Origin of the sequence: Chitinophaga sp. NPDC101104 (assembly GCF_050277495.1) — a bacterium.
In the GTDB taxonomy this organism is placed as follows: domain Bacteria; phylum Bacteroidota; class Bacteroidia; order Chitinophagales; family Chitinophagaceae; genus Chitinophaga.
On record NZ_JBNNSF010000005.1, the window covers coordinates 216,921 to 234,028 of the forward strand.

Sequence of the window (17,108 nt, forward strand, 5' to 3'; positions counted from 1 at the left end):
CGTCTGCGCAGCACTTCATCCGCTCCAAGTACATAAAAACCGTGTAATCATCACAGCTTATTATGTCGTATGCGCAGCACTTCTTCCGCTCCACGCACATAAAAAATACCAGGTGATCACCACAGCTTAGGTTTATCGTATGCGCAGCACTTCTTCCGCTCCACGTACATAAAAAACACCAGGTAGTCACCTCGGCTTACGTTTATCGTATGCGCAGCACTTCTTCCGCTCCACGTACATAAAAAACACAGGTAGTCACCTCGGCTTACGTTATCGTCTGCGCAGCACTTCATCCGCTCCAAGTACATAAACACCGGGTAATCACCATACCTTACGTTATCGTCTGCGCAGCACTTCATCCGCTCCAAGTACATAAAAACCGGGTAATCATCACAGCTTACGTTATCATATGCGCAGCACTTCTTCCGCTCCACGTACATAAAAAAACACCGTGTAATCACCACAGCTTACGTTATCGTCTGTGCAGCATTTCTTCCGCTCCACCTACATAAAAACCGTGTAATCACCACAGCTTACGTTATCGTATGCGCAGCACTTCATCCACTCCAAGTACATAAAAACCGTGTAATCACCACAGCTTACGTTATCGTTGCGCTACACTTCATCCGCTCCACGTACATAAAAAAACACCGTGTAATCACCACAGCTTACGTTATCGTATGCGCAGCACTTCTTCCGCTCCACGTGCATAAAAACACCAGGTAATCACCGCAGCTTACAATACTTCCGACCGTAAATTCCGTTGCGATACAACGAAGCCGGAATCAGTGCGCAACCATTCGTTGCCGATTTAACGCGCCCCAAGCCCACGATCATCACAACGCCCCATCTTCCCGCAAGCTGTAATAACCGCTTTCCGTGACGATCAAGTGGTCCAGCACCTCGATGTCGAAAAGGCGCCCGATTTCCTGGAATCGGCGGGTCGTGTTCATGTCTGCCTTGCTCGGGCGTAATGTGCCGGAAGGATGATTGTGGCAGAGCAACAGCCGCGTGGCCCGGTACTCCAGCGCAATACCGAACACGATCCGGGGATCGACGGTCGTGGAAGTGATACCGCCCGAACTGATGCAAGCCTCGTGCACCACCTTGTTGGCATGATTGAGATAAAGCACAAAAAAGCGCTCGCAGGCATGCTCCGACAACAGCGACCTGAAATAATCGGCGATCTCCGGGATAGACGTAACTTCCCGCTGCTCCCGCTGCTGGCTTTGCTGGCGCCTGCGGCATAACTCAAGCGCCGCCAGGATGGTTGCGGCCTTTTTGAGACCGATCCCCGGAAAACTCCGCAGCTGCCGGATGTTCAGGCGCCCCAGCTCCCGCAGGTTGTTGCCGCAGTAAGCCAGCACTTCCCGCGCCAGGTCCAGCGCCGACTTATCCCGCGTTCCCGTATTGATGATAATAGCCAGCAACTCGGCCAGGCTGACCGATGCGGCACCCGTAGAAAGCATTTTTTCCCGCGGCCGGTCATCTTCCGGCCATTCTTTTATGCGACGGCGCCTCAGCACCTTCAAATGCCTTACCGGCGCGGGCTCGCGGTAGGCCGGGTTAACAAAAACGGCTTGCATATATCTTAGGAATTGTCCATCAAAGTACACCTTTTTTCGCAAATGCTAAAATTTTTAGTAATCTTTTCCCCACGGCCCGGATTTTTTTTCTGCATATCCATGATTAAATCCTTAGTTTTGCAACCTCTTTTCTTTGTCTTTGTCATGAATCCATCGGTTAAAATCTTTACGGGTAACAGTAACCCCGCCCTGGCTGAGCGCATCGCCGCCAGGTATGGAAACGGTCTGGGTAAAGTGAATATCCAGAAGTTCAGCGACGGCGAATTCCAGCCGGTTTTCCTGGAAAGCATCCGCGGTGACTATGTTTTTCTCGTCCAGGGCACCAACGCCCCGTCCGACAATCTCATGGAACTCCTGTTGATGATCGATGCCGCCAAACGCGCGTCTGCCGGGTACATTACCGCTGTAATCCCGTATTTCGGGTTTGCCCGGCAAGACCGGAAAGACAAGCCCCGCGTAGCCATCGGTTCCAAGCTGATCGCCAACCTGCTGACCGCAGCTGGAGCTAACAGGGTGATTACCATGGATTTGCATGCTCCGCAGATCCAGGGTTTCTTCGATATCCCGGTGGATCACCTCGACAGCTCGGCCATTTTTATTCCATATATAGAGAATCTCAAGCTGAAAAACCTTACCTTTGCGTCCCCGGACGTGGGCTCTACCACCAGGGTGCGTGAAGTGGCCAGCTATTTCAGCGCCGAAATGGTGATCTGCGACAAGCACCGCAAACGTGCCAACGAGATCGCTTCCATGGTAGTAATAGGGGATGTGACCGACAGGGACATCGTTTTGATCGACGATATCTGCGACACCGCCGGTACCCTCACCAAATCCGCCGCCTTGCTGAAAGAGAAAGGCGCCCGCAGCGTAAGGGCTTTTTGTACCCACCCCGTGTTCAGCGGCAAGGCATACGAAAATATTGAGAACTCCGTCCTCGAAGAGCTGGTTGTCTGCGACACCATTCCGCTCAGACAGGAAAGCGCGAAAGTAAAAGTGATCAGCGTGGCCGAACTTTTCGCCGTTGCCATCCGCAACATGTACGAAAACAAATCCATCACCAGCCTGTTCATTCACAGCCAGCGCCGGATGCCTTAACCAAGTGTATTTTTTTACAACATAAATGTTTAAACAATGAAAACAATAACCATCGAAGGACAACTCAGAAGCGAATTCGGCAAAAAAGCCACCCGCCTTCTCCGTTCTGAGGAAAAAGTGCCTTGCGTTATTTATGGGGGTGCAGAAATCGTTGCTTTTTCCGCTCCGGCTACTGCTTTTAAAAATCTGGTGTACACACCCGAATTCCAGATTGCTGAAATCAAACTGGAAGGTAAAACTTACCGCGCGATTCTGAAAGATCTGCAGTTCGACACCGTTACCGACGAGCTCACGCACATCGACTTCCTGGAACTGGTAGCCGACAAGAAAGTGGTAGCTTCCCTGCCCATCCGCGTCGTAGGTCAGTCCGTAGGTGTTAAAGCCGGCGGTAAACTCGTGGTAAAACTGAAAACCCTCAAGGTGAAGGCGTTCCCGAAAGATCTGCGCGAATACCTGGAGCTGGACATCACGAACCTGAACCTGAACGAAAACCTCCGTGTGGAAGACGTTAAGGCTGAAGGCATCGAGCTGATCAACTCTCCCCGTATCCCTGTTGCTTCCGTGGTAATGACCCGTCAGCTGAAACAGGAAGAAGCTGCGGCAGAGAAGGAGTCCAAGAAGAAATAAATTGGCAAAATAATTATATTAAAAAGCCCGGCAGAATATCGGCCGGGCTTTTTATTTTTGGCATCCCGTATAACCGGGATATTTTTCATCGCCTCCCATATGAAATATTTGATCGTAGGATTAGGGAACATCGGGCCGGAATACCACCACACCCGCCACAACATCGGATTCGATGTGGCAGACGCGTTCGCCGCCAAACATCAGGCTGTTTTCCGGAGCGACCGGCTGGCAGACGTGGCAGACGTCCGCTGGAAGGGCAAAATCTTTGTGGTCATCAAACCCACTACCTACATGAACCTCAGCGGCCGTGCCGTGAAGTACTGGATGGACAAGGAGAAGGTCCCTGTCGAAAACGTACTCGTGATCATGGACGAGCTCGCCCTCCCGCTGGAAACGCTCCGCCTCCGCCCCGGTGGCAGCGACGCCGGCCACAACGGCCTTAAAAGCATACAGGACAGCATCGGGACCAACCAGTATCCCCGCCTCCGGTTCGGTATCGGCAACGATTTTCCGAAAGGCCGGCAGGTAGATTATGTGCTCGGCAGATGGTCGGCCAAAGAAGAGCCGGTCGTACAACAAAAGATCAATACATGTGTGGAAATCGTGGAAAGTTTCGCCGCGATCGGCCTGCCGCGCACGATGAACAATTATAACAACCTTACTTTTCCAATATAGAAATGTAAATTGTATATTTCATGCCGAAAGGTGCCCCTACCTTAACCGCTATAGGTCATGATCCGTGTACCACTGATCGTTATATCAACCGGCATAGTTTTTCCAGACATCCGGATGATAGTGCGCACAGTGGGCAATGTGTTGTGGGCTATGGGTCTAACCATAGGCTTTATTAACCTTACAAAATACACGCATTATGAAAATTATCTGCGTTGGAAGAAACTATGCCAAACATGCAGAAGAATTGAAGAACGAAGTGCCCTCCGAACCCGTGATTTTCATGAAACCAAAGAATGCCCTGCTGCAAAACAACCATCCATTTTATTATCCGGAATTCACGGATAACCTGCATTATGAATGCGAGCTGGTGCTGAGGATTTCTAAAAACGGGAAACACATCCAGGAAAGATTTGCCAGCAAATATTACGACCATATCTCGGTTGGCATCGACTTCACCGCCCGCGATCTCCAGGAAAAACAGAAAGCCAAAGGCCTCCCCTGGGAAATCGCAAAATCGTTCGATAATTCAGCCGTTGTCGGCAAATTCATCCCCATCACGGAAACGACAGACCTGAAAGACATGAACTTCTGTCTTTACAAAAACAAGGAAATCGCCCAACAGGGCAACACGGCCGATCTCCTGTTTTCTTTCGACAAACTGATCGCCTACATTTCCCGTTTCTTTACGCTCAACATCGGCGACCTCGTCTTCACCGGCACTCCCGAAGGCGTAGGCCCCGTTGAAATCGGAGACACCCTCGAAGCGTTCATCGAAGACGACAGCCTGCTTGAATTCATGGTAAAATAATTGACCCGTTCACCTGTTCGCCAGACTAAAAAGTAAAAATTAAAAAGTTAAAAGAGTACGGGCTTTTTCCTTTTTAATTTTTTCTTTTTACGGGATATTGGAATAAATCACGTCCAGGATCCGCGTCATCTCCTGAAAATCCCCTTCCGTCAGGTTCTTCCAACCGATCTCGCGCATCTCCAGCACCAGGGGCCTCACTTCCTTATACTTGTTCACCCCCTCGGGCGTCAATTGCAAAAAGACCTTCCGACGGTCGTCCGTAGACCCCTGCCGCTCCACCAGCTCCTTGCGCACCAATAACTCGATAATCCGCGAAACCGTAGTGATATCTTTCGACGTGAGCCGGGCTAACTCATTGTGGGTTATGCGCTTATGCTTGTAGAGATTCTCGATCAGCAACCACTGGTCCACTGTAATGTCTAGCCCGCGGGCATCGAAACTCTTCTGCCAGTAATTCTTTATTTTTTTTAATGTGGCATCCAGCTTAAAAAAAGACGGATTACTCACGAAAGATTCATGCATATTCATTAATTTGCAGTAGCAATAGTTGCTATGGCAACTAATTGAACGATCCGGCCATCATCACCAAAACAATATTGCGTGCTTAAAGATAACATAAGCGTTCCTGTTTTGAAAGCCACCATTACGCACCGGGAGGAAGACCCCGATTTCCAGGCCCTCCTCCGCAAAGCGTACGGCCTCATGTGCACCGCGCGCCGCATGGCAGACCAGTACGAAGCCAACCGGCCCATCTGTAAATACGTCCACTCCACCTCCGCCGGCCACGAAGCCATCCAGGTGGCCGCCGGCCTCCAGCTCAAACCCTGCGATTACGTAAGTCCTTATTACCGGGACGATGCCATGATGCTCGCCCTCGGTTTTTCTCCCTACACCCTCATGCTGCAACTCCTCGCCAAAGGCGACGACCCCTTCAGCGGAGGCCGATCTTATTACTGCCACCCTAGCTCGCGGGACGCCGACAAGCCGATCATCCCTCATCAAAGCAGCGCCACCGGCATGCAGGTCATCCCCACCACCGGCATGGCCCAGGGCGTGCAATACCTGGAACGGTCCGGCCTGCTGGCAGATGATGAGAAACCGGTAGTCCTCTGTTCCCTGGGCGACGGCAGCGTGACCGAAGGCGAGGTAGCCGAAGCTTTCCAGTTTGCCGCGCTGAAACAATTGCCCATCATTTTCCTCGTGCAGGACAACGATTGGGGCATCAGCGTGAGCGCCGACGAGGCCCGCGCCATGGACGCCTACGAATACGCCGCCGGGTTCAAGGGCCTGGAGCGCATCCGGGTAGACGGGGCCGATTTCGAAGCCAGCTACCGCGCCATGGAATCCGCTATTTCTTTTGTCCGCTCGGAACGTAAGCCCATCCTCGTTCACGCCACCGTTCCGCTGCTCGGCCACCACACTTCCGGCGTTCGCCGGGAATGGTACCGCACGCCGGAAGACCTGGCCCGCCATCAGTCCCGCGACCCGTTGCCACGCCTCCGCAGCCAGATCGGCAGCGTCCGGGAAGCGACGGATATCGAGCTGGACGCGCAACGCGAAGTGGAAGAGGCTTTTTCCGCCGCTGTGGCCAGTCCTGACCCGGATATTTCCACCGTTCGCGATCATGTTTTCGCGCCCACGCCGGTGACGGAAGAACACGGAGAACGTACGCCCGCCGGCGGTAGTAAAGTAGTGATGGTAGATGCGGCGTTGCATGCCATCGAAGAGATCATGACGGCGCATCCCGAAGCAATTTTGTATGGGCAGGATGTGGGGCGCAGGCTGGGAGGGGTTTTCCGCGAAGCGGCCACGCTGGCCGAGAAATTCGGGGACGACCGTGTTTACAATACCGCCATCCAGGAAGCATACATCATCGGCAGTACCGCCGGGCTTTCCGCTACCGGCGTGAAACCCATCGTGGAAGTGCAGTTCGCCGATTACATCTATCCCGGTTTCAACCAGTTGGTGACCGAATTGTCGAAAAGCTGTTATTTATCCTGCGGGAAATTCCCCGTTCAATCGCTCATCCGCGTGCCCATCGGGGCTTACGGAGGCGGGGGGCCGTATCATTCGGGGAGTGTGGAAAGTACATTGCTGACGATCAAGGGCATCAAGATCGTATACCCGTCGAACGCTGCCGACCTGAAAGGCTTGATGAAAGCGGCTTTCCTCGATCCGAACCCCGTGGTGATGCTGGAACATAAAGGGCTGTACTGGAGCAAGGTCCCGGGCACGCAAGACGCGATGACCATCGAGCCCTCGGCCGATTACATCCTGCCGCTGGGCAAGGGGCGCGTGGTCCAGGAAGCGGAAGAAGGCATGACCGTCATTACCTACGGAATGGGCGTTTACTGGGCAAAAGCCGCTGCGGCGCAATTTCCGGGGAAGGTGGAAATCATCGATCTGCGGACGCTGTTCCCCCTCGATGAGGCGCTCGTCTTCGCATCCGTGAAGAAACTGGGCAAATGCCTGGTGCTGACGGAAGAGCAGCTCGGCAATTCTTTCGCGGAGTCCCTGGCGGCGAGGATTTCCCGCCAATGCTTCCGTTTCCTCGACGCACCGGTTTTCACTTATGGCGCGCTCGATCTGCCCGCTGTTCCGCTTAATACCGAACTGGAAAAACAGATGTTGCCCACGCCGGAAAAAGTGACCGCACAAATCCGCGAGATCCTCGCTTATTGATCCTTACTCGGTTTTCAGGCTGATCGCAGGGTTCATCAACGCCGCGCGGACAGACGTGTATCCTACCGTGAGCACGGTGATGGCCGCGCAAAGCGCGATGGTTACTGCATAAATTTCCGGTCCTATATCGATCCGGTACTGGAACCCTTCCAGCCAGCTCGTCATCAGCCACCACGAAATGGGGGCCGACAGCACGAAGCCCGCCACCAGCATAAATGTAAATTCGCGCCCGAAGAGCCAGATCACCGATGGAACGCTGGCGCCGAGTACTTTCCGCACACCGATTTCCTTCTTTTTCTGGATGGCCATGAAGCTGATCAGACCGTACAGCCCGAGGCAGCCGATCAGCACCGCCACGATGGCAAAGATCTGCACCAGCTGCATCAGCATGGTTTCCGCTTCGTACATGCCGGCGATGTCCTCGTCCATAAAGCGGGATCGATACATATAGTCGGGGAAGGTTTCGTTCCAGATTTTATCGATGGCGGGCAGGAGGATGGAAGCCTGCTGCATATTGAGGCGGATGGCCAGTTCATCGAACTCATCGATATTGGAATATACGACCAGGGGTTCTACCTCGCTGTGGAAACTATGATTGTGGAAATCCCGGAAAACCCCGCGCACAACGGAACTCGTTCCATCGATACGGACCTGGTGGCCGATAATATCTGCCGGAGATGGCACGTTCAGTTTGCGGAGCAGCACTTCATTGACGAGCATGCCGTTGACAGTATCTGACGCGGGAATATTGCTGCCGGCGATAAGCTGAATTCCGAAAGTCGATAAATAGTTATCATCACCGAATTTCACACTAACCTGCCAGCCTTCGTCGGCTGTTTTGGCGCCGTACCGGATCGACGTTGCCCGGTTGGTATTAGACAGCGGTGCAGACATGCAATAGGATGCGTTTTGTACACCGGCCAGTTGCATGATGCGGTTGCGGAGCGTGTGGAGCGTGGCGGGTTTTCTGTCCGGGATATTGACGAGGAGCACACCTTTTTTGTGCATGCCGTCGTCTGCCGTCATGGAATAATTCATTTGCCGGGCAATGACGAGCGCGCCGACGATCATGACCTGCATGATGATGAACTGCATGACGATGAGCGTTTTCCGCATCGTGAAGATTTTCTTGCCGGTGGTTTCGCCCTGGGCGCGGATGGCTTTAACGGGGTTCAGTTTTGACTGCATCACGCCGGGGAAATATCCCGCCAGGAATACTACCGCCAACAGGAGGACAGCGGAAAATACGATGAGGGTAACAATGGTTTGTTGATCGAGCGAAATATCGGTGAACAGCGATTTGTTGAGTTGTGGAAGGGTGAGGGTAACAATGGTGCCGGCGATGATCACCGCGGTGGCTACGATGAGGAACGTTTCGGAAAGGAATTGGCTGAAGATCTGCCAGCGCGTGCTGCCCAACGCTTTGCGGACGCCCACTTCGCGCATGCGGCGGAGCGATTGTGCCGTGGAAAGATTGATGAAGTTAATGCAGGCCGTGAACACGAGAAATGCACCCATCCATCCCAATGACCATAAGTATTTCCGCTGGATGGTCCCACTGTAGCGCGTATCGTAATGAAGGTCGCGGATGGGCACCATTTGGAAGAACATCAGATTGATTTCGTTCGGCTGGTATTTTTTGAGTACTTCCGGAAACACGGCTTCCACCTGCTCCGGCGTTACGCCGGGTTTCAGTTTCACGTAACATTGGATGGAGCTGGCGATACTGCCCCAGCTGCTATCGCTGGCCATGTAAGGGTTTATGTCTTTGTGTGCCGAATAGGAGACGAAAACGTCGATTTTATGGTCGGTATTTTTCGGGAGATTTTGAGCGATGCCTCTGACAGTGAAGTCCTGCGTATTGGAAAGGCGGACCATTTTGCCGATGGGGTTTTGGCCCGGGAAGAATTTTTCCGCCATTTCCTGGGTGATGATGGCGTTGTTGGGTTCGTTGAGGATTTTATCCGGATCGCCGGAAATGAGCGGGAAGTTGAGGATGCGGAAATAGGAGGGTTCCACGTATGCGGGGCGTACGTCGTACTTCCGTTTTTGCCCGTTTTCCTGCACCGTGAGGAGCCGCCGGCCATAGGCGACGCGCATCGCTACTTCGTCGAAGTAAGTATAATCGTTGCGAAGCGCCTTGCCGAGCGGTTGCGGCACACCATCGTTAAAATCTTCGATCCCGCCGTACATCGTGCGGGTGCTGATACGGTAAATGCGGTCGGCATCAGGATGGAAATTATCGAACCGGAGGTGATAATTGATAAACAGGTAAAGCAAAATGGCGCAGGCGAGGCTGGCACCGAGACCGGCGATGTTGATGATCGCGTAGGGTTTATTGTTTTTAAGGCGGCGCCAGGCGGTCAGCAATTGGATTTTCCACATACATGAACGAATATGAAGCAGGGAATCGGCATAAAAAAGGCCAAAATCATTAATTATTGATAATCAATATGTTGATGGGATGGAATTGTCCGGAATGGTACAGGTGGTTGTCCGGAAACGGACAGTGGGGGCATAAAAAAGGAGGCTATGGGGCCTCCTTTTCTGAAATGCTTATGGGCAGGATTACTTCAGGTGCTTGTTCACGATTCCGGCCAGTTCGAACATCGAAACCTGCTTTTTACCACCGAAGATTACTAGCAGTTTGGCATCGGCATTGATCATGCGTTTGTTTTTTTCATCCTGCAGTTTGTTTTTCTTGATGTAGTCCCAGATTTTTTTGGTGGCTTCAGTTCTGGGGACGGCTGCGGCACCGATTACGCCAGCGAGGTCAGCGCTGGGCGTCAGGGGGGCCATGAAAGCCGCATTGGGTTTGCGGGCAGTTTTGGCGGCAGCCTTTTTGGGTGCAGCTGCTTTGTCAGCGGCTTTCTTAGGGGTTGCGGCTTTCTTCGCCGTTGTGCTGGTTGCGGCCTTCTTTGCGGGCTGCTTCACCGATTTTGCCATGATACGCGATATTTAATGTGGTTAAAAAGGATTTGATAGCACTAATATAAACAGTCCAATCCTATCCTGGTTCAACTTTTCCTATCAAAATCATGCCATTCCCCCCGGAAATGCAGTTTTTTTTGTCAAAAGGGGGGGATTCGGCGGTTTGAATTATGCAATTTTTGGTTTCCTGCGTGTAAAGTCCCTCCCGCCCGGGCCCCTAACTTTGCATTCGTTCACTTCTTAGAACGATCACCTTTTAACTGACAATCAATGAACACGCAAGTCTGGTTTGTAACCGGGGCCTCCAAAGGCCTGGGCCTTTCTTTGGCCAAAACCCTTATCAGCAGAGGCTTTCGAGTAGCCGCCACTTCCCGCCGCCGCGCCGATCTCGTGGCTGCCCTCGGCGAAACCTCCGCAAATTTGCTCCCCATCGCCCTGGATATCCGCGACGAACCGGCCGTTAAACAGGCCGTTGCCGCTACCGTAGCGCATTTCGGGCGGATAGACGTTATCGTCAATAATGCCGGGTACGGACAAGTTGGCGCGATCGAGGAGCTGACAGACGCGGAATCCCGCGCCAATTTCGACATCAACGTCTTCGGATCGCTCAACGTGATCCGCCAGGCGCTCCCGTTCCTGCGCGCCCAGGGAAGCGGTCATATCTTCAACATCGCGTCTATCGGCGGTTTCACTGGCGGGTTCCCCGCTTTCGGGATCTATTGTGCCACCAAATTCGCCGTGCACGGGCTTTCCGAGTCGCTGGCCCAGGAAGTGAAACCCTTCGGCGTGGGCGTTACCGTTGTATCTCCGGGCTATTTCCGGACAGATTTCCTGGGCGGATCGCTCGGCGTTCCGGCCAACGAAATGCCCGAATACAAAAATGTCCGCGAAATGCAGGCCCTCCATCAGCAGGATTACAACGGCCAGCAGCCCGGCGATCCTGACAAGGCGGCAGATGTAATGATAACTGTCCTGGAAAACGGTACGGCACCGCTTCACCTCTTCCTCGGCGCAGATGCCTATCAGCTGGCCGAACAGAAGATCGCAGCAGTAGGCCACGATCTCGCCGCCGTCAAAGCCCTGGCCACCGCCACGGCCTTCGGAAATTAATGTTTCGCGGAGCCTCCATCCACCCGCATTCCAGCCGCCGTGTCTGTATACGGCGGCTTTCTTTTTGGCATGGCAGGAGCGCTGCAAATGCGGAAGTTCACCAGGACGGAGATTCCCATCCCGGGGCGGCTGATCTTCTTTTCATGTAGCAGGAAATTTGAAATTGCAGGATGAATATTCCGTAAATTGATAGGAATAATCCCTTCAATTAACGTTATGCTATCCCGATTACTTCCTTTATGCCTTGGCGCTATCGTCCTTTATTCCTGTAAAAAATCCGAACATTCCGATCAGTTGCCCACGACGCGTGTAGACAGTATGCTGGTGATGTACACCAAACAGTATGTAATGGTATCTCCCGTGCCCGGGCCCGTTTTGGTGATGCCCAAATATGCGCTCCATTTTTCGCTGGAACATATCACCAGAAGGGTCGGGGTTGTTGTACCGGGCAGTTTACCGGGGAGTTATATTTTCGATCAGCGGCGGTATGAAAAAGTATCCTACGAAAAGGATTCCATCGTTATCGGAACCTATGTGGAAGGACAGGATGGGCCGCCCACCTCGAGGAGGAAATATCTGCTCGATAAAGGGAACGTTTGGGTGCGGGTGCGTTACAGCGACGCCACGGGGCTGCCGACCGATACCGCCTGGTATTATTTCAAAACGATGACTAAACTCGACCGCATCGAGTGGAAAAATGGCAACATCTTAACGAGGAACACCTTCCAGCACGACAGGCGGGGCAATGTACATACCAGCACCGCTGAAACCTATATCGACGGGAAACTCGTAGGACAGGGGGTTACGCAATATCTGGAGTACGACGACAAGATCAATCCCGTCAAAGGCGTTGTTTTGTTTGAAGATATGCTCGAGCGCGGACAGTCGGAGAACAATGCGCTCCGGATAAATGCTTATGGCTGGGCGACAGGGAGTGGAGGCGGAATGAGCCGGTACCAGTCAACCGAATCGATAAAATATTTCTACGATGGGCGCGGCCGGGCGGATTTAAGCAAACCGCCCCGCTTCTGAATAAAACAGCCGGCATCCCAGGGAGCCGGCTGTTTCGTTTCTATGGCAATACAAACTTAGCTGATCGCTTTGCCCATGACGGGGTCCGTAATGGATTCCTTCCCGCTTTCCGCGCGCCCCGCGAAGCGTTGGCTCCAGCCGGGAAACTTGTCTGCCAGCACGCTGAAATCGTACCAGCCTTTATGCTCGCTTTTCGTCACGATGATTTCTTTCCTTGCGCCGGGAGCGATGGTGAAGGCGTTGTCGGATTTGCCGTAGCCATGGTCCAGCAGCCGCATGGCTACCGTTTCTGCACCGCGGTTTTCCAGGGAGAGGAGGAGGTTGCCGGTCGGGGATTTCGTTTTTCCCGCAGTTTCATAATTGATATCTACCCGCACGCCATGGTCTTGCTTGCCGCCGCGGAACTCGCGGTAGAAGCCGTTGGGGCCGTGGAGGCGGAGCGCGTAATTCCCCGAACCGAATTCAGCGAGGGGCCATTCGTAGGTGAACTGGTCGCCCGCTTTGGCCGCGAAGTGCCAGTTGCGGCAGGTTTCGCCGGCAAAGCTTTCCGGCGCGTAGACGGTGAACGGCGCGCCGGCCGAACGTTGCCCGAATAACTTATTGCCCGCGCCCATGATGATCACGAAGGCTTTTTGGGCAGCATCGTACCCGCCGCTGGCATACAGCTCGTAAGGCAATGCCGTAGACGGGCGGGTGCCGGTTTCCTGTTTGGCAAGCGGATTGGCTTTCTCCGGATGCGCGATCATGTTGTCCAGCTCGCTGCCGCTGATTTCGCGGAAGCCGGACGGCAGGTCTTTAAACTGCGCGGAATAAATCTCCGACACGAATTTTTGCTGGTCGAGGAAAGGCAGTTTGGACGAAGGAACGGCGTTGGTTTCGCTGAAAGCCGATGTGAGATCGCCGCAGATCGTGCGCCGCCATTCGCTGATATTGCCGCTGCGGATTTTCTTTTTGAATTTCTTTTCGACGTACGTTTCGAGGAACTGGAGGGTAGAAGTGTGATCAAACACTTCGGAACATACTTTACCGCCGCGGCTCCAGGGCGATGCGATCAGCAGCGGGACCCTGTACCCCAGGCCTATCGGGGCTTCGCGGGCGTGTTTCTCCGCAACGCCTTGTGCCACTTCGTTTTCCTTGCGCACATGCTCTATTTCCGTGTCGATACCGGCCGAAACCTTACCGGTGCCGGGCTTCCTGCTGTCGGGGATGGAGAACGGCGGCACGTGGTCGAAATAACCATCGTTCTCGTCATAGGTAACGATGAAAATGGTTTTCTTCCAGACTTCCGGGTTTTTCGTCAAAATATCCATCACTTCAGACACATACCAGGCACCATACCAGGGCGCGCTGGGGTGATCGGAGAAATTCTGCGGGCTGGCGAGCCACGACACGGTCGGCAGTTTTCCTTTTTCCACATCGTCGCGGAACTGGAAGAATAGATCGCCGGCGGGAACGGGCAGGGTGCGCTTCGTACCGTTGTCGTCATATTCGAGCTGCGAGAGCTTTCGGAACTGGGGATCGTTGGTATTGATCACGAAAGCGCGGTGGAACAGTTCTTTCTGCTTGTTGTCGAGCTTCGCGTAGCTTTCTTTCCCCCATTTCGCCATTTCAGCGGTAGCATTGTCCAGCACTTCCTGTTTCTTCTTAATGGCGGCCTGGTTTTTCTTCGATACTTCGTCAGACGAAGGGCTGGCTTCCGTCAGCGCGCGGATTTCGGCCGGCAGTTCGTCGATCTGTTTTTGCAGATTGGTGACGTACCGGTCGGAGAATTGCACATTATACACTTTAAAGAATTCGAGCAGGTTGCAGCCAAAGTTCGCGAGCCAGGAACGTTCTTCGCCCTGGAAGCCGCCGCCGCATGAGAGATCGTTCTGGTAGAATTTCCAGTCGATCCCGTTTTGGGACAACAGTTCGGGGAAAGTTTCCCATCCGAGCTTGCCGTAACTGTAATCGGTGTTGCGGATGTGCGCTTTGGGCGCGCCGTTTTCCGGAACGGTGATTTTGCCTGTCCAGAAAAACGACCGGTTGGGCGTGGTGCTGGTCATGGCGGAGCAAAAGTTCTGGTCGCAAATGGTGAAAGCGTCTGCCAGAGCGTAGTTGAAGGGAATATCTTCGCGGGTGAAGTAGCCGAGGGTGAGGGGCATGTTCTTCCAGCTGGCCTTTCCGGATTGTTTGACGAGGAGCCACTGGTCGTATTTGCCTTTGTTGTTGGCGTCTACCTGGTCGTGCCGCCCGTGCGGCAAAGCGCCCATCCAGGTGATGCGGCTGTCTTTCAGATCGAGCCGGAAGGGCGAATAGGTTTTGCCTTCCTTATCGGTTTGCAGCCAGACCGGTTTGCGGTTGGGGAGCGTAATGGCGCGGGGATCGTTGAACCCGCGGACGCCTTGGAGGGTACCGAAGCAATGGTCGAACGACCGGTTTTCCTGCATGAGGATGACGATGTGCTCGGCATCCGCCCAGCTGGAGCCCGGCGCCGGCTCGATGGCCATGGCACGCTGAATGGAGGCGGGCACGAAAGAAGACAGGCCGGCGGCGCCGGAGAGGAGCATTGATTTCCTGAGGAATTCCCTTCTGTTATCCATGTTGACGTGGTTTGAGAGATATAGGACGTTAAAATATAAAAAAACATTTTTTAAGTATATTAAAATAATGTGAACGGAAATAAAACCTGAAATCGAAACAAAAAAGAGGTTGGAAAATCCCCGGGGAATTTTTCTAACTTACGGCATCCAATCAACCAGCATCATCGGGAATCAATTTCATTAGACGACAGCAATCATCGGGGTTAAGGAATACGTTATGGACCAATCTCCAGACATATTATTGGTAGACCGGCTGAAAGAGGGAGACGTTACCGCGTTCGACGCATTGTTCCTGAAATATTATAAGGTTCTCTGCGCCAACGCTTTCTGGTTCCTGCAGCAGGAACATGAAGCGAAAGACCTGGTGCAGACTTTCTTCATGGACATCTGGGACAAAAAGCTATATCTCCAGTTCAACGGGGATGTGAAGGGCTATTTGCATATGGCCGTGAAAAACCGTTGCCTCAACCACCTGAAGCGCCAGAAGATCCGCGACGGGCACCAGGAAGCGTTTTCCAGCCTGCAAGACGAAAGCTGGCGGCCGGAGCAGGAGGGCAGCGGCGGGGAATATTACCGGCAACTGCAATCGTCGCTCGAGCAGGTGACCGGCCAGAAACGTATGGCGATCCACATGGTATATATGGAGGGCAAGCGTTACCAGGAAGCGGCAGACGAGATGGGGATCAGCGTCAATTCATTCAAAACCCACCTGAAACGCGGGCTAAAACTCCTTCGTTCGGTCATTCATCAGAAAAAACCATAACTTGTTAACCGGCATCATGGAGTACCAGGACCACATATTTCAATTATACATGGATAAACTTTCCGGCGGATTGTCGCCGGAAGAGGAGGCCGTTATCGAGCGGAAGCTGGAGGAAGACCCCGCGTTCCGCGAAGCCTGGGAAGCCCTATCGGCCGACGCGCGCTCGCAGCGTACGGCGGTATACGTGAAGGCTGTGGAGCCGGTAGAAGGGCTGGACGAGCTGAGGCTGCGCAGGAAGCCCCGCAGGCCCCTCCGCGCCTGGATGCCTTACGCCGCCGCAGCAGCGGTTGTGGGCGCCGGCATTTGGTTCGCGTTCCATTTCGATGCCAAGGAAGGTGCGAAAACCGCTCAACACGCCGCGGCGCCTTTGCCCGGCATCAGTTTGACCATGGCCAACGGCAAAACGGTCAACTTCCATCCAGACAGCGCCGCACAAACCGTATCCCTCGGCCAGTCCACCCTGCGCTCGGAAAACGGCCAGCTCGACTACGAAAGCGCCGATACCACCGTGACCATCCTCAACGTTCCGGCCGGCGGAAATTACCGGCTGACATTGTCCGACGGTACCGAAGTATGGCTCAATGCCTCCACACGCCTGCATTTCCCGTTCCAGTTCGGCGCGCGGCAACGCGAGGTGACGGTAGAAGGCGAAGCGTATTTCCATGTGGCGAAAGAGACCGAACGGCCTTTCATCGTGCATACGCCGCAGGCGGACGTGCGCGTGCTGGGCACTTCTTTCAATATTAATACCTACACGGCTGGTTCCGATAAAACCGCGCTGGTGGAGGGGAGCGTACTGCTGCAGGCGCGCAACGGCCGCCAGCTCAGGCTTACGCCCGGCCAGCAGGCGGAAAGCTCAGGTACGGGGCTTACGGCCGCACCGTTCGATGCAGACGACGTGCTCAGCTGGATGAACGGCATCCAGTATTTCCATCATGCCAGCGTTCCCGATCTGCTGACAGACGCCTCCCGGTTCTACGGGCTTCCGTTCGAAGCCGCCGCGGGCAAGTTCGACGGCGTGAAGGTGACAGGGCTGATGGACAGGGCGCGCCTCCCTGAATTCCTCAACGATCTCGCCATTACTACCGGCGGAAAAGTGGATTACGACGGCCGGACGGTCCGCCTCCACTGATTTTTCTTCCTTCCCCGAAAAAATTTTTCGACCCCTGTCACCCATTCCGGTGGATCAGGTGTAGTTATGTTGATTTGATATCAAC

General features: G+C 53.7%; 14 protein-coding genes. 9 read left to right on the plus strand and 5 right to left on the minus strand.

Annotated features, from left to right (window positions below; translation table 11 throughout):
* Window positions 1–836: 836 nt before the first annotated feature.
* Window positions 837–1,586: a RadC family protein gene (radC, locus tag ACQKLP_RS26185; RefSeq protein WP_427326145.1), complete on the minus strand. Its 750-nt coding sequence runs from the start codon at window positions 1,584–1,586 to the stop codon at window positions 837–839.
* A 144-nt stretch (window positions 1,587–1,730) separates the two neighbouring features.
* Between radC and ACQKLP_RS26190 the strand changes: the two genes are divergently transcribed.
* From ACQKLP_RS26190 to ACQKLP_RS26205, 4 genes are all read left to right on the plus strand, one after another.
* Window positions 1,731–2,681, plus strand: a complete 951-nt coding sequence (locus tag ACQKLP_RS26190; protein ID WP_427326147.1) for a ribose-phosphate pyrophosphokinase — start codon at window positions 1,731–1,733, stop codon at window positions 2,679–2,681.
* Window positions 2,682–2,717: 36 nt separating this feature from the next.
* Window positions 2,718–3,308: a 50S ribosomal protein L25 gene (locus ACQKLP_RS26195; protein ID WP_427326149.1), complete on the plus strand. Its 591-nt coding sequence runs from the start codon at window positions 2,718–2,720 to the stop codon at window positions 3,306–3,308.
* A 99-nt stretch (window positions 3,309–3,407) separates the two neighbouring features.
* The gene (gene pth / locus ACQKLP_RS26200) at window positions 3,408–3,983 is read left to right on the plus strand and encodes an aminoacyl-tRNA hydrolase (protein WP_427326151.1); all 576 of its coding nucleotides are present in this window, start codon (window positions 3,408–3,410) and stop codon (window positions 3,981–3,983) included.
* A 196-nt stretch (window positions 3,984–4,179) separates the two neighbouring features.
* Window positions 4,180–4,791 carry a fumarylacetoacetate hydrolase family protein gene (locus ACQKLP_RS26205; RefSeq protein ID WP_341841221.1) on the plus strand — a complete coding sequence of 204 codons (612 nt, stop codon included), beginning with the start codon at window positions 4,180–4,182 and terminating at the stop codon, window positions 4,789–4,791.
* An 87-nt stretch (window positions 4,792–4,878) separates the two neighbouring features.
* Here the strand turns inward: ACQKLP_RS26205 and ACQKLP_RS26210 are convergent, their stop codons facing one another.
* Window positions 4,879–5,313 (minus strand): MarR family winged helix-turn-helix transcriptional regulator, encoded by a 435-nt coding sequence (locus tag ACQKLP_RS26210; RefSeq protein WP_205687058.1) that lies wholly within the window; start codon window positions 5,311–5,313, stop codon window positions 4,879–4,881.
* Between the two features lie 108 nt (window positions 5,314–5,421).
* Between ACQKLP_RS26210 and ACQKLP_RS26215 the strand changes: the two genes are divergently transcribed.
* A complete protein-coding gene (locus tag ACQKLP_RS26215) occupies window positions 5,422–7,473 on the plus strand; it encodes an alpha-ketoacid dehydrogenase subunit alpha/beta (RefSeq protein WP_427326153.1) in 2,052 nt (683 codons plus the stop codon).
* Between the two features lie 3 nt (window positions 7,474–7,476).
* Here the strand turns inward: ACQKLP_RS26215 and ACQKLP_RS26220 are convergent, their stop codons facing one another.
* Window positions 7,477–9,858: an ABC transporter permease gene (locus ACQKLP_RS26220; RefSeq protein WP_427326155.1), complete on the minus strand. Its 2,382-nt coding sequence runs from the start codon at window positions 9,856–9,858 to the stop codon at window positions 7,477–7,479.
* Between the two features lie 183 nt (window positions 9,859–10,041).
* Entirely contained in the window at window positions 10,042–10,419 is a 378-nt protein-coding gene (locus tag ACQKLP_RS26225) for an SWIB/MDM2 domain-containing protein (RefSeq protein WP_126247455.1), read from the minus strand.
* 255 nt (window positions 10,420–10,674) lie between these two features.
* Between ACQKLP_RS26225 and ACQKLP_RS26230 the strand changes: the two genes are divergently transcribed.
* The gene (locus tag ACQKLP_RS26230) at window positions 10,675–11,514 is read left to right on the plus strand and encodes an oxidoreductase (RefSeq protein ID WP_427326158.1); all 840 of its coding nucleotides are present in this window, start codon (window positions 10,675–10,677) and stop codon (window positions 11,512–11,514) included.
* Window positions 11,515–11,730: 216 nt separating this feature from the next.
* The gene (locus tag ACQKLP_RS26235) at window positions 11,731–12,546 is read left to right on the plus strand and encodes a hypothetical protein (protein WP_427326160.1); all 816 of its coding nucleotides are present in this window, start codon (window positions 11,731–11,733) and stop codon (window positions 12,544–12,546) included.
* A 56-nt stretch (window positions 12,547–12,602) separates the two neighbouring features.
* On the opposite strand, the gene ACQKLP_RS26240 is transcribed toward ACQKLP_RS26235, so the two are convergent.
* Window positions 12,603–15,128, minus strand: coding sequence for a phosphocholine-specific phospholipase C (locus ACQKLP_RS26240; RefSeq protein ID WP_427326162.1), 2,526 nt, complete (start codon window positions 15,126–15,128; stop codon window positions 12,603–12,605).
* A gap of 217 nt (window positions 15,129–15,345) precedes the next feature.
* Between ACQKLP_RS26240 and ACQKLP_RS26245 the strand changes: the two genes are divergently transcribed.
* Window positions 15,346–15,891, plus strand: a complete 546-nt coding sequence (locus ACQKLP_RS26245) for an RNA polymerase sigma factor (RefSeq protein WP_126247448.1) — start codon at window positions 15,346–15,348, stop codon at window positions 15,889–15,891.
* A 49-nt stretch (window positions 15,892–15,940) separates the two neighbouring features.
* On the plus strand, window positions 15,941–17,023 hold the full coding sequence (locus ACQKLP_RS26250; protein WP_427326164.1) for a FecR family protein: 1,083 nt from the start codon (window positions 15,941–15,943) through the stop codon (window positions 17,021–17,023).
* Window positions 17,024–17,108 lie beyond the last annotated feature (85 nt).

Bases quoted from the DNA above. Each gene is read 5' to 3' on its own strand.
- ACQKLP_RS26220 (WP_427326155.1), bottom strand. From the start codon at position 9,858: ATGTGGAAAATCCAATTGCTGACCGCCTGGCGCCGCCTTAAAAACAAT.
- ACQKLP_RS26230 (WP_427326158.1), top strand. From the start codon at position 10,675: ATGAACACGCAAGTCTGGTTTGTAACCGGGGCCTCCAAAGGCCTGGGC.
- ACQKLP_RS26210 (WP_205687058.1), bottom strand. From the start codon at position 5,313: ATGCATGAATCTTTCGTGAGTAATCCGTCTTTTTTTAAGCTGGATGCC.
- ACQKLP_RS26245 (WP_126247448.1), top strand. From the start codon at position 15,346: ATGGACCAATCTCCAGACATATTATTGGTAGACCGGCTGAAAGAGGGA.
- pth (WP_427326151.1), top strand. From the start codon at position 3,408: ATGAAATATTTGATCGTAGGATTAGGGAACATCGGGCCGGAATACCAC.
- ACQKLP_RS26190 (WP_427326147.1), top strand. From the start codon at position 1,731: ATGAATCCATCGGTTAAAATCTTTACGGGTAACAGTAACCCCGCCCTG.
- ACQKLP_RS26250 (WP_427326164.1), top strand. From the start codon at position 15,941: ATGGATAAACTTTCCGGCGGATTGTCGCCGGAAGAGGAGGCCGTTATC.
- ACQKLP_RS26235 (WP_427326160.1), top strand. From the start codon at position 11,731: ATGCTATCCCGATTACTTCCTTTATGCCTTGGCGCTATCGTCCTTTAT.
- ACQKLP_RS26225 (WP_126247455.1), bottom strand. From the start codon at position 10,419: ATGGCAAAATCGGTGAAGCAGCCCGCAAAGAAGGCCGCAACCAGCACA.
- radC (WP_427326145.1), bottom strand. From the start codon at position 1,586: ATGCAAGCCGTTTTTGTTAACCCGGCCTACCGCGAGCCCGCGCCGGTA.
- ACQKLP_RS26195 (WP_427326149.1), top strand. From the start codon at position 2,718: ATGAAAACAATAACCATCGAAGGACAACTCAGAAGCGAATTCGGCAAA.
- ACQKLP_RS26240 (WP_427326162.1), bottom strand. From the start codon at position 15,128: ATGGATAACAGAAGGGAATTCCTCAGGAAATCAATGCTCCTCTCCGGC.
- ACQKLP_RS26205 (WP_341841221.1), top strand. From the start codon at position 4,180: ATGAAAATTATCTGCGTTGGAAGAAACTATGCCAAACATGCAGAAGAA.